Origin of the sequence: Verrucosispora sp. TAA-831 (assembly GCF_050780145.1) — a bacterium.
Lineage (GTDB): Bacteria > Actinomycetota > Actinomycetes > Mycobacteriales > Micromonosporaceae > Micromonospora.
This window is the reverse complement of the sequence record NZ_CP192240.1, coordinates 3,946,651-3,959,502: the sequence shown is the minus strand read 5'-3', so window position 1 is coordinate 3,959,502 and position 12,852 is coordinate 3,946,651. Positions and strand designations below refer to the sequence as shown.

The following is a 12,852-nucleotide window of genomic DNA, read 5'->3' as shown; positions in this document are numbered from 1 at the left end:
GTGTCTCTCCTAGGTGAGGAAGCTCTTGAGTTCGAAGACGAGTTTGCGGATGTGGCCGGAGACGACCGGGGTGCCCAGGTCCTTGAAGCGCTGTCGGAACCACGGATTGACGCTCTGCTGACCGGAACTGCTGACCGAACCGACCGGGATGAACCGCACCCCCGACCGGTGCACCGCCTCGATGCCGTCGAACAGGGGCTGGGACCGGCCGAACTCGTAGAAGTCCGAGATCCACACCAGCACCGTGTTCCGCGGCTCGACGATCTTCGGGCGGGCCATCGCCATCGCCACCGGCCCGTCGTTACCGCCGCCGAGCCTGGTGCGCAGCAGGACCTCGAACGGGTCGTGCACCCACGGGGTCAGGTCCAACGCCCGCGTGTCGTACGCGATCAGGTGCACGTCGACCTTGGGCAGCCCGGCGAAGATCGACGCCAGGATGGTGCAGTTGACCATCGAGTCGACCATCGACCCGGACTGGTCCACCACCACGATCAACCGCGACGGCGTGGTCTTGCGTGCCGTCTGCCGGTAGTAGAGCCGGTCGACGTAGAGGCGTTCGTCCTCCGGGCTCCAGTTGGTCAGGTTCTGCCAGATGGTGCGGTCCAGGTCGAGGTTGCGGTAGGCCCGCTTCGGCGGCACCGACCGGTCGATGCCGCCCACGCTGGTCTGCTCCACCTGGGTCCGCAACACCTCGGCGACCTCGTCGACGAAGCGGCGGATCAGCGCCTTGGCGTTGGCCAACGCGGTGCCGGACAGGTTGGCCTTGTCCCGCAGCAGTTGCTCGATCAGCGACATGCTGGGCGTGAGCTGACGGGCCAGCACCGGGTCCGCCAGCACCTCCCGCAGGTGCATCCGCCGGACCAGGTCGCCCTCGATGCCGGCGAGGGTGCCGCCGAGGCCGGTGCCCTGTCGGCGCAGCTCGCCGGGGGCGCTGCCGAGCGCCTGCTCGAACCAGCCGGCGTCGGCCTGCCAGCGGGCCAGTTGACCGGCGCTGACCGGCCCCGTACCGGTGGCGAACACGTTGAGCAGCACCTTCGACACCAGCGCGGCCCGCCGGACCTCGGCCTCACCGGGCTGATACGACCCGTCGCCCGTCGCGGCCTCGGGGTCGGAGAGCAGTCCCCGCAGCTCGTCGGCCACCTCGGGGAAGCGCTGCACCACGGTGTCCACCGACACCGACGGGTCCAGCAGGGCCGCCGGCAGGCCGAGGTCCTCGACCACGGCCATGCTCGCCGACTCCAGCGTGGGCTGCTCGTCCGGGTCGAAGATCCGGCCCAGCAGCCGCCAGTAGAGCACCTGCCGCCGGTTCGCGGCGGCCTGGTCGTCGGGGGAGTGGGTCATCGGCGCAGCAACCGTCCCGCGCGTTCGCGCAGTACGGCCACGGCGTCGCCCGCCCTGGCCTCGGACTTGGCCACCTTCGGGTCGGTGACGCCCTCGGCCCAGTCGCCGTTGTGCGCCTCGACGGGCGCGCGTTTGACCGTGGCCTGCACCGCCAGAGGCTGCACCCACCACCGTCCACCATCCCACCGCGCCAGACCGAGACAGCAGGTCGAGGCGGCGACCAGTGCGGGGGTGAGTGGACCGGCCGCCGGCAGCCGTTCGACCGTGACGCCGATCGACTCTCCGTCGCGCTCAAGGGTGAGGCCGTCGCCGTCCATGCGTACCCGGTAGCCCTCCATCAGCACCGGTTCGGCGATCACGGCCGGATGCCGGTCCAGCGGGGCGGTGGCCGCCGCCGTCGCCTCGGCGAGCAGCAACCGGCCGGTGGCGAACGGGTCGGCCGGCTCGCCCGCGCGGGCCTGCGAGTCGCACCAGGTCAGGTCACCGCCGCGCACCGGCAGGTCGGTGACGGCCACCGCCCGCCGCTGGGCCACCGCCGCCAGCAGCACCGGGTACGCCGCCAGGAGCCGCCACACCGCCGGCCCGGTGATCGTCTCGACCTTCCCGGCCGCCACCGCCGTACGGACCAGTCGGGCCGGTCCGCCGTCGGAGGGCTCCAGGACGGCGTGCACCTGCACCTGCACCGCCGTGGCGTGCTCGTGCACGTCCACCCCGAGCGGGAGCAGCCGCCCGGAGACATGCGTGACGTCGTCCACCGGGCCGGAGCGATCCCGCGTCAGCAGCACGGCGCGGGTCCACAGGTCGGCCCAGCGGCGGGCCGGCACCTGCGGCATCGTGGCCACCGGCAGGCTCGCCCGCAGCTCGGCGGCGAGTCCGTCGAGCAGCACCGCCAGCCGGCGTAGCCGTGGCTCGGCCAGGGCGGCCTCGACCGGTGACCCGACGGCGGAGAGCATTTCGTGGTCCACGCCGCGCCAGCCGGCCACGGCCACCTCGTGCAGCCAGGCGGCGGCTGCGCCGCTCGCGGCGGAGATCTCGGCCGGTGCACCGGCCGGGGCCGTCCACGGTGCCCGGTCCCGCCCGACGGCGCTGTCGAACCGGTCGAGCAGCGCGTCGTGCGCCGCACCGAGCAGCGCCGACCGGGCGCCGGCCAGGACGGCGAGGTCGTCCGGCCCGAACCCGCCGGAGGTCACCCTGCCCACCGCGTCGGCCACCCGGGCAGCCAGCGGGGTGCCCGCCACCGCGTCGGCCATCGTCGCCAGTGCTGCGGCGGCCTGGTCACCGACCCGCGCGAACCCGCCCACCAGTGCCTCGTCGAAGCCGACCACCACCGTGTCGACGTCGGCCAGACCGACCGGACCATCCTGCGCCAACTGCGCCAACTGGGTGCCGATCATCAGCGACCCGCCCCGGTGGCCGGGAACCAGTGCAGCTCGGGCAACGCGGTGCCGCTGTCCGGTAGTTCGAGGTAGGCCAGGTGACGCAGGAACCGGCTGAACACCACGGCGGCCGGGGTCGGCTCGTGCCGGGTGTCCATCCGGGCCAGCAGGTCCGTCCCGCTGCGCACCCCGTCACCGCCGTCGACCCGCAGGTACCGGCCGACCCGCTCGACGCCGTACTGGAGGACGGCCTCGTCGGCGAGGGAGTGCAGATGCTTGCAGGGCGCGCCGCGCAACCCGCCACAGGGCCGGTTGTTGTTGGTGCTGCAGTGATAGGCGTGGGTGCCGGCGGTCACCGACGAGACGTAGACCCGCTCGATGTCCGAGCCGCTGGAGACAACGCCCTGTAGTCGGCCGTCGGCCAGTTCGACGAAGGGCACCTTCGCCAGCTTGCGCGGGCGGGCCGGCGGCATCACCGCCAGCACGCTCCGCCGCCGCCACGCGGCCTCGTCGGCGTCCGTCACCGCAATCCTCCCGCCCGCCGCGGACTCGACGTCCGCCGTGGTGATGTCGCGCCGACCGGTGTCGGCGTCGTGCTGACAAGATCCTTGCCCACGGGTACGACATCCGACCGTGTGGGCTGACAGGCCCGCCGCCCGTCACCCATCAGTCCATCCTCCTAGGATGCTCTACGGGGCGTGTCAGCCGACACGAACCCCGACCGAGGCAACGGGCGATGGACCGCGATCAGGGGACGACCGGTGGTGGCCGCATGGGACTGCTGCGGTCCGCCTGGCTACTGACGGGCGCGGTGTGCCGCGCACTGGCCCGCCTGACCCGGCGGCAGCGGGCGATCGTGGTGCTGCGCTACGTCGAAGACCTGTCGGTGGCGCAGATCGCGGCGGTTCTCGGTTGTCCGACCGGCACGGTCGAGGCGGCGACGCACCAGAGTCCCGCACCGGACCGACTCGACGCGGTGGAGCACCGCGTCGAGTCGTGATCCGGATGTGGCACCGGCGTCGCGCTCCGCTCCCTCAGCGGGATGCCGGCTGGGCCGCCGGTCCTGCGCTGCGCCTGCCGGCGGCGACCGACGGCCGGTGGGGGCCGGTCACCTCGCGCGCGATCGACGCGGTCGGTCCCGGGAGGTGCTCCGGCGTCCGCAGGACGTGGTCCGCGCCGCTGAGCGCGATCACCCTCGCCGCGCTGCTGGTGGCGGTGACGGTGACGGTGATCCGCTGGCCCCGCGTGGCGGCGGTCTCCCGGACCACGAGCAGCGCGGAGAGCGCGGCGCAGTCGAGATAGCGCAGCGGAGTCAGGTCGAGCACCAGATGGGTGACCCACGGGGGAGTCAGGAGTTGCCCGAGGTGGTGCCGGATGACCGTGGTGGTCGCCAGATCGGCCTCCCCGGACAGGGTCACGTGCCGGGTGCTCGGTCTGGCGTCGTAGTACTTGAATCGCAGAAGGTCCTGGTCAGTGACGAGATTCATGCGAATGCTCAGTCCCTGCCCTGGCGAAGGGCACTGGCGCGGCCGGATGAGGTTGCCACCATCGATCCGGCGCCGGGGAGGACAGCGCGTGGGTGCCGACCTCGACGTGGCGCGTAGGGCGCCTCCCTCGACCGTACCCGTGGCCGGCGACCGGTGCCATCCCCGCCGATGCCGGCGTCGACGCCGTCGGCCCGGGTCCGCCGTGCCTCGGCCTGCTCGTCGCCGCAGGTCAACCGTCTGATACCGGGGTGACCGGTTCGAGCTGCCGGACCGCGTCGACGATGTCGGGGAACGCGTCCACGAACGCGTCGACGTACCGGGGCTCGAAGTCCGCGGGCGTCCGGATCCGACTCTGGAGGCAGCCGATGAAGTGCAGTCCCGCGCCCCCGGCGGCCAGGGCGTCACCGGGGGAGTCCCCCACGTAGACGCACTGTGCCGGCGGCAGTCCCGTCGACGCCAGCAGTTCGTCGAAGGTACGCGGGTCCGGCTTGCGGAACCGCGTGTTCCCGGCGTGGTAGACGCCACTGACCCGGGTGGCCAGGACGTGGTCGGGTGCCAGCATGTGCCGGACCTCGTCCTCGGTCCGCGACGTCAACAGGAACACCGCCCGGCCGGACAGTACGAACTCGTCCAGCGCCCGCAGGTTCTCCGGCGGGATCACGTCCAGCCGGCCGTCGGCGATGTGCCGTTCCAGTGCCTGCTGGTGCAGCGCGGTGAACCGGGCCAGGTCGAGGCCCGGCGACCGGATGGGCATGGCGTCCAGCAGCGGCGCTCCCCACGTGGACAGGTGCACGTGCGGAGGGATCGGAGGTCGGCCCATCCGTGCCAGCACCTCGTTCTCCAACGCGAGCGCGGCGGCCTGGGTGAGGCACAGGGTGTCGTCGACGTCCACGATCACAGCCCGGATCACACGCCCAGCGTAGACCTCTCTCGAGTCCGTGCGAGAGACCGAGGAGGTGGCACCCGTGACTGTTTGGAGATGGGCGTTCCTCTCTGGGGCCACGGTCGGGCGATAGGTCGTCCGGAAGCACAGGCCGCCACGGACGCGCTGCTGCCGCTGCCCGAGTTCGGCGACGGTCGCAGCGCTGTGGTGACCCTGAATGGCCCGGGGCGTGCGCCGCCCCGGGCCACCGGCGCCAGGGACGCGGGCGTACGGCTGCGGAGGACGACGAGCCCTGAGCCCGCCTGCCGGTCGCCCGGGATGCGGCAACGCACGCCGCGACAGCCTGCGTTTCCCCGTACCGCTTCCACCACTGACGCGCGTCACCCGACACGTCGATACCGATTCGACATCTGCCGGAGTCCGTGGATGCCTTTGGGTATCGGGCGGTGTCCGCTACGGTGTCACTGCCACAATAGTTGTCAGGTGCAGCTCAGTAGAGCACAGCGCCACGCCGTTCAGCAACTATTGTGGTCGTCCCCAATCGGGGTGCGGCGATCGTCGCAGGTGGATCGGAAGGATGGTCATGGCCGACGTTGGTGGCACCGACGGGCCGACCTCGTTCGCCGCCCGGTTGCGGCACCTGTTCGAGACGCGTCTCAAACCCGGCACCGACAGACCGTTCACGCCGGACGAGGTCGCCAAGGCGACCGGTCTGTCCACCAGCTACGTCAACTACCTGCTCCGGGGGGAGCGGGACAATCCGTCGCGATCGGCCATCCAGCAACTGGCCAACTTCTTCCGGGTGGAGCCGAACTTCTTCTTCGACCGGGTCGCCGACGCCGAGTCGGTGAGCGACCCGGACCTGGAGACGATCACCGTGCTCGCCCGCCGGATGCCGCCCGGCGCGCCACGGGCCAGCCTGCGGGCGATCGTGGAGCAGGTCGCCGCGCTGGAGGCACAGAGCAAGGAACGCCGGGACCGGTCCGACCCGTAGCGCGGATCCCGCTCACCGAAGGGCGAGGAACGTCGGCACGGCGACGAGCACTCCCACGACGGTGCCGGCGACCACCTGGGCGACGGTGTGGTCCCGCAGCCGTACGCGCGACCAGCCGACCAGCGCCACCAGCGGTGCGGTGACGACGAGTGCGGGACCGAACGCGACCACGAGCACCGCGGCCGAACCGGCGGCCACCGCGGCGTGGATGCTGAGCTTCCAGACCAGGTTCACCGCGGTCACCGCCACCCCGAGCAGGAACATCACCACGACGATCGCGACGACCGGGCGGGGCGCGTCGAGGCCGATCATCAGCGACAGTCCCACGAGTACGGAGAGCAGGCCGTACAGCAGCGGCGTCCGGCGCTGCTCGCGGACCCGGATGTGGTGGTCGGTCAACCGCCCACGGCGGACGTCCCACCAGATCATTGCGTTGGGGATCGCCGAGCAGAACAACGCACCCACGAGCGCCCACCCGAGGCCGTCGACGAGGGGGGACACGCTCGTCACCCCGATGACGACGGGCATCGCCGCGGCCAGCAGCGCCGGTGCGAACACCTCGGTCACCACGCGTGCGGACCGCAGCGCCGGTCGACCGGAGCGGACCTCCCTGGTGTCGGACACTCCCGCATTCTGCCCGGCCCGGCCGGTCCGTCGCGGCAGGGGCGCGCGCCCGCGCGGGGATCCCACGATCGACGCCGGTTGGCTATGCTGCCCCCTTGTGCCACCACTATTGTGGCGCAGCGCGAGTCTCGACGGACCGGACGTGGGGATCAGGACGAGGACGGACGACAGGCACGGGAACGTCTCGGTGGAGGCTCGCACGGGGGGAGCGCGGGGGCGATGTGGCGGCACCGACGGCAGGTCCAGAGGCTGATCCGCCAACTCGTGGTCGACCTGCCGGCACCGTTGACGCTCCCCGGCATGATCTCGACCCTGGCCCAGGCTCGTCGCCGGGACATCCAGGTCCTGGCCATGACGATGGGTGAGCAGGCCGGGCCGTGCGGGCTGTGGGTGGCGACCGCGGAGACGGACTACGTGCTCTACAGCCGCGACTCGTCCCCGCTCGTGCAGACCCAGACGATCCTGCACGAGTTGATGCACATCGCGCTGCGGCACACCGGCAAGGTGCTGCTGCCGTCCACCGTGCCGGAGCCGACGGACTCGGCCGGCGTCCGGGCACTGCTGGCCCGCTCGTCGTCGACGTTCCACGACCGCCAGGAACACGACGCCGAGCTGCTGGCCACCCACCTCGGCGCGCAGATGGCCGCCGTCGGCCGGGTCGGCGGCTTCGACGATCTCGCGGACGAGACGGCGGCGGTGATGTACCGCATCGCCGCGACGCTGACCGACTAGCCGGGAGGTACGCATGCTGGTGGCGGCGGGCCACGTCGCGGCGCTGGTGGTCGCCGTCGCGGCGTTCGTGGTGAGGCTGGGCGCGCTACGACGAGACCCGTCGAACCCGAGGATCCGGGCCAGCCTGGCGATCTGCCTCGGCTGCGGCGTCGCCGTCACCGCCGGGTGGGCCCCGGTGCACAGCGGGATCGACGGGATGTCCGGGGTGCCGAACCTGGCCAAGCCCGTCGAGCACGGCGCGGCACTGATCACCGCCACCGCGATCCAGTTCCTCTTTCTGCATCTGGGGGATCCGCAGCGGGCGCGTCGGTCGATGCGACGGCGATGGCTGTTCTTCGCGGTGGTGGCCACCGTGATGATCACGATGTTCTGGGCCGCCGACGTCCCCGAGTCGGAGCCGATGCACTTCGCCGAGCGCTACGGCGACCGGCCACAGGTCATCGTCTACATGCTCGCGTTCCTGGCATACCTGGGCGTCTCCGTGGTGGACATCCTGCGCATGTCGCTGGGCTACGCGCGCTTCGCCGGCACCCGGCTGAAGGTCGTCATGCGGTTGTTGAGTGCCGGTGCGTTCTTCGGCGCCGCCTTCGTCGGGCACAAGGCGCTGTTCCTCGCCTGGAGACTGGCCGGCTCCACGCCTCCCTGGCCCGAACCGGTCGCGTCGCAGTCGCTGGTCACGCTGTCGGTCGTGCTGATCTGTTCGAGCTTCGTGCTGTCCGCGGTGTGGAGGACCGTCGACGGTCTGCGCGCCTGGCCGCGCAGAAGGGCGCTCTACCGCGACCTGCATCCGCTGTGGTTCCTGCTCTACCGGGCCGTTCCGAGCATCGCGCTGCACCCGCCCCGCAGCCCGGAGCGCAACCCCTGGTGGGTGTGGGGCGTCGGGCAGCGACTGTACCGGCGGTGCGTGGAGATCGGTGACGGTCTCCAGGCGGTGGGGCCGTCGGATCCGCAGGTGGTGGCGCGGGCCCGGCGGCGTGCCGCGACGGCCGGATGGGACGGGGCCCGGGTGGCTGCTGCCGGGGAGGCCGCCGGGATCCTGGTCGCCGTCCGGCGGTACGTGCGGGGACAGGTGGCCGACGCCACGGTGGAGCCCGGTGTGGAACCGCCGTCGGGAGACATCGCACACGCCGACGTGGAGGCCGACGCGCGGCGCCTCGCGTCGATCTCCGCCCTGCTGGGGGACCGGTTGATCCACGACACCGCCGTCGAGCGCCTCGACACCGGCTCGACCTAGTCGTCGGTGAGGACTGGCGCCGACCCGTGTGGTGATGAGAGCGTATGTGCCGCAACCAGATGACTTGTCCGGGCGGGCGCGTGCGCGGGAAGCGGCAGGAGATCACCATGTCCGAGAAGGGCACCAATCAGCCACGCCTGCGTATCGGTGGTTGGATCTCTGCGCCCGACACGGACACCGCCCCGACAGCGTCCTATCGGTCGGGCCGCGGCCGACCCGACCGGCCTGGTGGAACGCCGCACCGGAGCACGCCGTCCCCGGCCTTGCCCCGCATCGTGCTGTCCGCACCCACCCGGCGGAGCCGTACTCCCGCCGAGGCCGGTCCGGGTCGTCGTCCCGGCGACGGGTCCGCCACCGTACTGCTCCCGCCGTCCGGTCGGTCGCATCCCGGCGCGGCCGCCGACGTCCGGCGTAAGTTGCTGCTCTGTGGGGTCGCGGTGGTCGCCGTGAGCACCATCGTCGGCGTGACGGCACTGTACGACGGGTCCACACCCGAGCCGGTACGCGGCGAGTTCGCCGCCGCGGTGCCCCGCCCGGACCAGCCCGGCGACGGACTTCCGATCGGTCCCGGTGCTCCCGGTTCCGACACGCCTTCGGCTGTCCCCGCAACGCCCACCCTGTCGCCGGGGGCCACCCCGACCGTCGACGGTGGTGGAGCGAGCGTGTCCCGCCGGGCGACTCCGGGCCCCACGTCCGCACACCCCGTCCCCGTCCTGCCGCCGCCGGTGGCGAGCGACCCCGCGCGTCCCTCGTCGACGCCACCGGCTCCGACCGGCACCGCCCTGACTCCGGGTGCCCGCATCGGCCTGGAGGCAGCCGCCCTGCCCGGCCGCCGGGTGCGGCACGCCGGGTTCCAGGCTCGCGTCGACGCCGTCGACGCCGGCAGCAGCGCCAGTTCCAAGGCCGACGCGGCGTTCGTCGTCCGCACCGGCCTCGCCGGGGCCTGCCTCTCCTTCGAGTCGGTCAACTTCCCCGGTCACTACCTGCGGCACCACGAGTTCCGGGTGTTCCTGCACCGCGCCGACGGCAGCGACCTGTTCCGCGCCGACTCGACGTTCTGCCAGGTCACCGGCATCAGCGGTACGCACACGTCGCTGCGTTCCTACAACTACCCGAACCGTTACCTCCGGCACGACGGGCAGCGTCAGATGCAGGTGTCCCCGATCGGCGACGGTGCCTCCTCGTCGTCGGCGACCTTCGTCGTCCGTCCCGCCCTCTGACGCCCCGCGTACCCCCGGCTCCGTCCCGGTAGTCCGCGCTGCGCCGACGTCGCCACCAACCGGGTCGCGGGCCGTCGGGCCCGACCGAGGAGACGGATCGGCGGATCGGAGCGACACCCCCCGGGCCGCCCCGATCCGCCACGCCCGCGTACCGCCGATGAGTGTGCCGGTCCGGGCGTCCCGGTTGACAGAGGCCGGTGTCCCGACGGCCGGGACATCGGCCCGATGGCCCGATTCGGCCTACGGCCGCCGCTTCCGTGGATGTCCGAGGATCAGCGCACCCGATCCTGCTACTGCGCGGCGTAGATCTGTTGCAAGATAGTGGCAATAGCAAAGTCATCGCAGAATGACGTGGAGGAACTTCCTGATGGCGGTCTACACCCTGCCCGACATGCCCTACGACTACGGCGCTCTGGAGCCGGCGATGTCGGGGCAGATCCTGGAGTTGCACCACAGCAAGCACCACGCCGCGTACGTCAAGGGGGCCAACGACGGCCTGGAGCAGCTCGCCGAGGCCCGTGCCAGGAGCGACTTCGGCACGCTGGTCGGTCTGGAGAAGACGTACGCGTTCAATCTGTCGGGGCACGTCCTGCACACGATCTTCTGGGGCAACCTGTCGCCGGACGGCGGCGACCGCCCCGACGGTGAGTTGGCGGCGGCGATCGACGAGCACTTCGGCTCGTTCGAGGCGTTCGCCGGCCAGTTGTCGGCGGCGACCAAGAGTGTCCAGGGCTCCGGCTGGGGCGTACTGGCCTGGGAGCCACTCGGGCAGCGGCTGATCGTGGAGCAGGTCTACGACCACCACGGCAACGTCGGACAGGGCACCACGCCACTGCTGGTCTTCGACGCCTGGGAGCACGCCTACTACCTGCAGTACAAGAACGTGCGACCGGACTACGTGGACCGGCTGTGGAACCTGGTCAACTGGTCGGACGTGATCGTCCGGTTCGACGCCGCCCGCGCCGCCACGCCGACGATCTGAGCGGCGTGACCGGCCCAATCCCGGCCGTGGCGGAACTGGTGCAACGCGCCGCCGGGGTGATCGCCGCCAAACACCGTGGTGACCTCGCCGGTGCCGAGGAACTACTCGCCGCCTTCGACTCCGAGCAGGCCAGGACGCTCGGCTTCTATCTGCTGGCCGACCTCAGCCTCGGACTGCTGCGGACGCAGAGCGGCCAGTCCCTGGACGACCTCGTCCGGGAACTGTCGCTGCTCGTCGCCGCCACCGCCGGACGGCCCGAAGCCTGATCGGCGGAAACGACACCGGCGGCCCTGTCCCACGGGTACGGGACAGGGCCGCCGAGGCGCTCACCCCGGCGGGCCTGTCGTGGGCCCGCCGGGCGTGGAGCGGTGGGTCAGCGTTGCAGGGTGAGTAGTGCGGGGCGGTAGGGCAGGAGGCCGTAGTCGCCGCCGGAGTTGGGGGAGCGTCCTTGGTAGAGGAGTTGGAGGTTGCAGGCGTTGACGGTCATGGTCTGGTCGGGGTTGGTGCGGATGAGTTCGCCGTGGCTGATGTCGTTGGTCCAGGTGGCGCTGCTGTTGGCTTTGCCGGCGAAGGGGTTGTTCTCGGTGGCGGCCTGGGGGGTCCAGGTGCCGTTGAGGCTGGTGGCGGTGAAGGAGCGGAAGTAGCGTCCTTGGGAGCCGATGGCTTCGACGAGCATGAGGTAGCGGTTTTCGCCTTCGAGTTTGTAGACCTGGACGCCTTCGAAGAGGTTGTTGGTGGTGTCGGTCATGATCGTGGTGTAGTTGGCGCCGAAGTTGCCGGGGAAGTTGCCGATGGGCATGCTGGCGCGGTAGATGCGGCCGTTGTCGCCGGCGAAGAAGAGGTACATGTTCTGGCTGTCGCCGATGAGGGCCTGGTCGATGGGGCCGGTGCCGGAGTTGGTGATGGATCCGGTGAACAGGGTTTGTGCCGGTCCCCAACTGTTGACGTCTGCCGGGTTGGTGGAGGTGCGGTAGGAGAAGGCGGGGCCGCCCCACTGGTAGGCGAGGACCCAGATGTTGCGGGGGGCGAAGTAGAACAGGGAGGGGGCGACGGCGGAGAACGGCATCGGGTTCTGGCTGGCGGAGCCCATCTGGTTCCAGTTGGAGAACAGGCCGAAGTTCATCGAGCCCCAGCTGGTGCCGGTGTCGTGGGTGGTGGCGTAGACGAGTTGCTGGCCGTTGTAGGGGGCGTGGGTGAAGTCCTTCAACGACACCCAACCCGAGCGGGGCTGCGCCAACGCGCCGGTCGAGGACCACCGGTACGACGACGGCAGCGAGCAGGTACCCGACGGCGGCGGCGTGGTCGGCGTGGTCCCGCCGTCGGCGCGGACGAGCTGCCACTGCTGGTTGGTGCCGCCCCAGTCGTCGTACTGCACGATGTTGCCGCCGTCAGCGGTCGAGGCGCCCTGCACCTCTACCGCCTTGTTGCTGTTGCGGTTGATCAGACGAACGTAGCCACCGGCCGAGTCGGCCAGCCGGAACTGCTGGTTGGTGCCGTTGCCGTCGGTCCACTGCACGATGGACGCGCCGTTGGCGGTGGAGAAGTTGTAGACGTCCAGCACCTTGCCGGACAGCCGCGACTTCAACCGGTAGTAGCCACCGCCGGAGTCGACGAACTGCCACTGCTGCTGATTGCCGTTGTTCCTGGTCCACTGGGTGATCCGCGCACCGTCGCTCGTGGCCAGGTTGTACACGTCCAGGGCCTTGCCGCTGTTGCGGTTCACCAACACGTACCACGCGTTGGTGTCGACCGTGGCCGCAGCGGCGGGCGTCGCCAGCACCGCGGCGGCGGCACCACTGACCATCACCGCTGCCACGCCGGCAGCGATGACCCGCGGCAACCACCGGCGCCGCCGCGACGGCGGTGCGATCGATGGAGATCTACCGAAGGCAGACATGATCCTCCTTCAATGACCAACAGATGAACGGTCCGCCCGGAGTCGGGCGCACCGTGACGCACGGGTCGAACGCAATCGCGGT

At 71.2% G+C, this 12,852-nt stretch carries 14 protein-coding genes; 7 read left to right on the top strand and 7 right to left on the bottom strand.

Annotated elements, in window-relative coordinates:
* Nucleotides 1-9: 9 nt before the first annotated feature.
* From ACQVFL_RS17790 to ACQVFL_RS17780, 3 genes are read right to left on the bottom strand one after another with little or no spacing between them, the layout of a single operon-like run.
* Nucleotides 10-1,341 carry a VWA domain-containing protein gene (locus tag ACQVFL_RS17790; protein ID WP_396694715.1) on the bottom strand — a complete coding sequence of 444 codons (1,332 nt, stop codon included), beginning with the start codon at nucleotides 1,339-1,341 and terminating at the stop codon, nucleotides 10-12.
* A complete protein-coding gene (locus tag ACQVFL_RS17785) occupies nucleotides 1,338-2,735 on the bottom strand; it encodes a hypothetical protein (RefSeq protein WP_431727051.1) in 1,398 nt (465 codons plus the stop codon). Before ACQVFL_RS17785 ends, ACQVFL_RS17790 begins: the two co-directional genes overlap by 4 nt.
* Nucleotides 2,735-3,190, bottom strand: coding sequence for a hypothetical protein (locus ACQVFL_RS17780; protein ID WP_396694810.1), 456 nt, complete (start codon nucleotides 3,188-3,190; stop codon nucleotides 2,735-2,737). The genes ACQVFL_RS17785 and ACQVFL_RS17780 overlap by 1 nt, the downstream gene beginning before the upstream one ends.
* 299 nt (nucleotides 3,191-3,489) lie before the next feature.
* On the opposite strand from ACQVFL_RS17780, the gene ACQVFL_RS17775 reads away from it, so the two are divergent.
* Complete coding sequence (locus ACQVFL_RS17775; RefSeq protein WP_396694719.1) at nucleotides 3,490-3,717, top strand: sigma factor-like helix-turn-helix DNA-binding protein; 228 nt, start codon at nucleotides 3,490-3,492, stop codon at nucleotides 3,715-3,717.
* 34 nt (nucleotides 3,718-3,751) lie between these two features.
* Here the strand turns inward: ACQVFL_RS17775 and ACQVFL_RS17770 are convergent, their stop codons facing one another.
* Nucleotides 3,752-4,204, bottom strand: coding sequence for an STAS domain-containing protein (locus ACQVFL_RS17770; RefSeq protein ID WP_396694721.1), 453 nt, complete (start codon nucleotides 4,202-4,204; stop codon nucleotides 3,752-3,754).
* A gap of 229 nt (nucleotides 4,205-4,433) precedes the next feature.
* Nucleotides 4,434-5,114, bottom strand: a complete 681-nt coding sequence (locus ACQVFL_RS17765; RefSeq protein ID WP_431727050.1) for an HAD family hydrolase — start codon at nucleotides 5,112-5,114, stop codon at nucleotides 4,434-4,436.
* A 556-nt stretch (nucleotides 5,115-5,670) separates the two neighbouring features.
* On the opposite strand from ACQVFL_RS17765, the gene ACQVFL_RS17760 reads away from it, so the two are divergent.
* The gene (locus tag ACQVFL_RS17760; protein ID WP_396694725.1) at nucleotides 5,671-6,081 is read left to right on the top strand and encodes a helix-turn-helix domain-containing protein; all 411 of its coding nucleotides are present in this window, start codon (nucleotides 5,671-5,673) and stop codon (nucleotides 6,079-6,081) included.
* Nucleotides 6,082-6,093: 12 nt separating this feature from the next.
* Here ACQVFL_RS17760 and ACQVFL_RS17755 read toward each other — a convergent pair whose 3' ends face one another.
* Nucleotides 6,094-6,705 (bottom strand): phosphoesterase PA-phosphatase, encoded by a 612-nt coding sequence (locus ACQVFL_RS17755; protein ID WP_431727049.1) that lies wholly within the window; start codon nucleotides 6,703-6,705, stop codon nucleotides 6,094-6,096.
* 219 nt (nucleotides 6,706-6,924) lie between these two features.
* Here ACQVFL_RS17755 and ACQVFL_RS17750 point away from each other — a divergent pair, with 219 nt between their 5' ends.
* The 5 genes from ACQVFL_RS17750 (at nucleotide 6,925) to ACQVFL_RS17730 (ending at nucleotide 11,139) form a co-directional block, all read left to right on the top strand.
* A complete protein-coding gene (locus ACQVFL_RS17750; protein ID WP_431727048.1) occupies nucleotides 6,925-7,437 on the top strand; it encodes an ImmA/IrrE family metallo-endopeptidase in 513 nt (170 codons plus the stop codon).
* Nucleotides 7,438-7,450: 13 nt separating this feature from the next.
* Nucleotides 7,451-8,671 (top strand): MAB_1171c family putative transporter, encoded by a 1,221-nt coding sequence (locus tag ACQVFL_RS17745; RefSeq protein ID WP_431727047.1) that lies wholly within the window; start codon nucleotides 7,451-7,453, stop codon nucleotides 8,669-8,671.
* Between the two features lie 263 nt (nucleotides 8,672-8,934).
* Nucleotides 8,935-9,891 (top strand): AbfB domain-containing protein, encoded by a 957-nt coding sequence (locus tag ACQVFL_RS17740; RefSeq protein ID WP_396694733.1) that lies wholly within the window; start codon nucleotides 8,935-8,937, stop codon nucleotides 9,889-9,891.
* A gap of 367 nt (nucleotides 9,892-10,258) precedes the next feature.
* The gene (locus ACQVFL_RS17735; RefSeq protein WP_431727046.1) at nucleotides 10,259-10,873 is read left to right on the top strand and encodes a superoxide dismutase; all 615 of its coding nucleotides are present in this window, start codon (nucleotides 10,259-10,261) and stop codon (nucleotides 10,871-10,873) included.
* Between the two features lie 5 nt (nucleotides 10,874-10,878).
* Nucleotides 10,879-11,139, top strand: a complete 261-nt coding sequence (locus ACQVFL_RS17730; RefSeq protein WP_396694737.1) for a superoxide dismutase — start codon at nucleotides 10,879-10,881, stop codon at nucleotides 11,137-11,139.
* A 107-nt stretch (nucleotides 11,140-11,246) separates the two neighbouring features.
* Here the strand turns inward: ACQVFL_RS17730 and ACQVFL_RS17725 are convergent, their stop codons facing one another.
* Nucleotides 11,247-12,770 (bottom strand): non-reducing end alpha-L-arabinofuranosidase family hydrolase, encoded by a 1,524-nt coding sequence (locus ACQVFL_RS17725; RefSeq protein ID WP_431727045.1) that lies wholly within the window; start codon nucleotides 12,768-12,770, stop codon nucleotides 11,247-11,249.
* Nucleotides 12,771-12,852 lie beyond the last annotated feature (82 nt).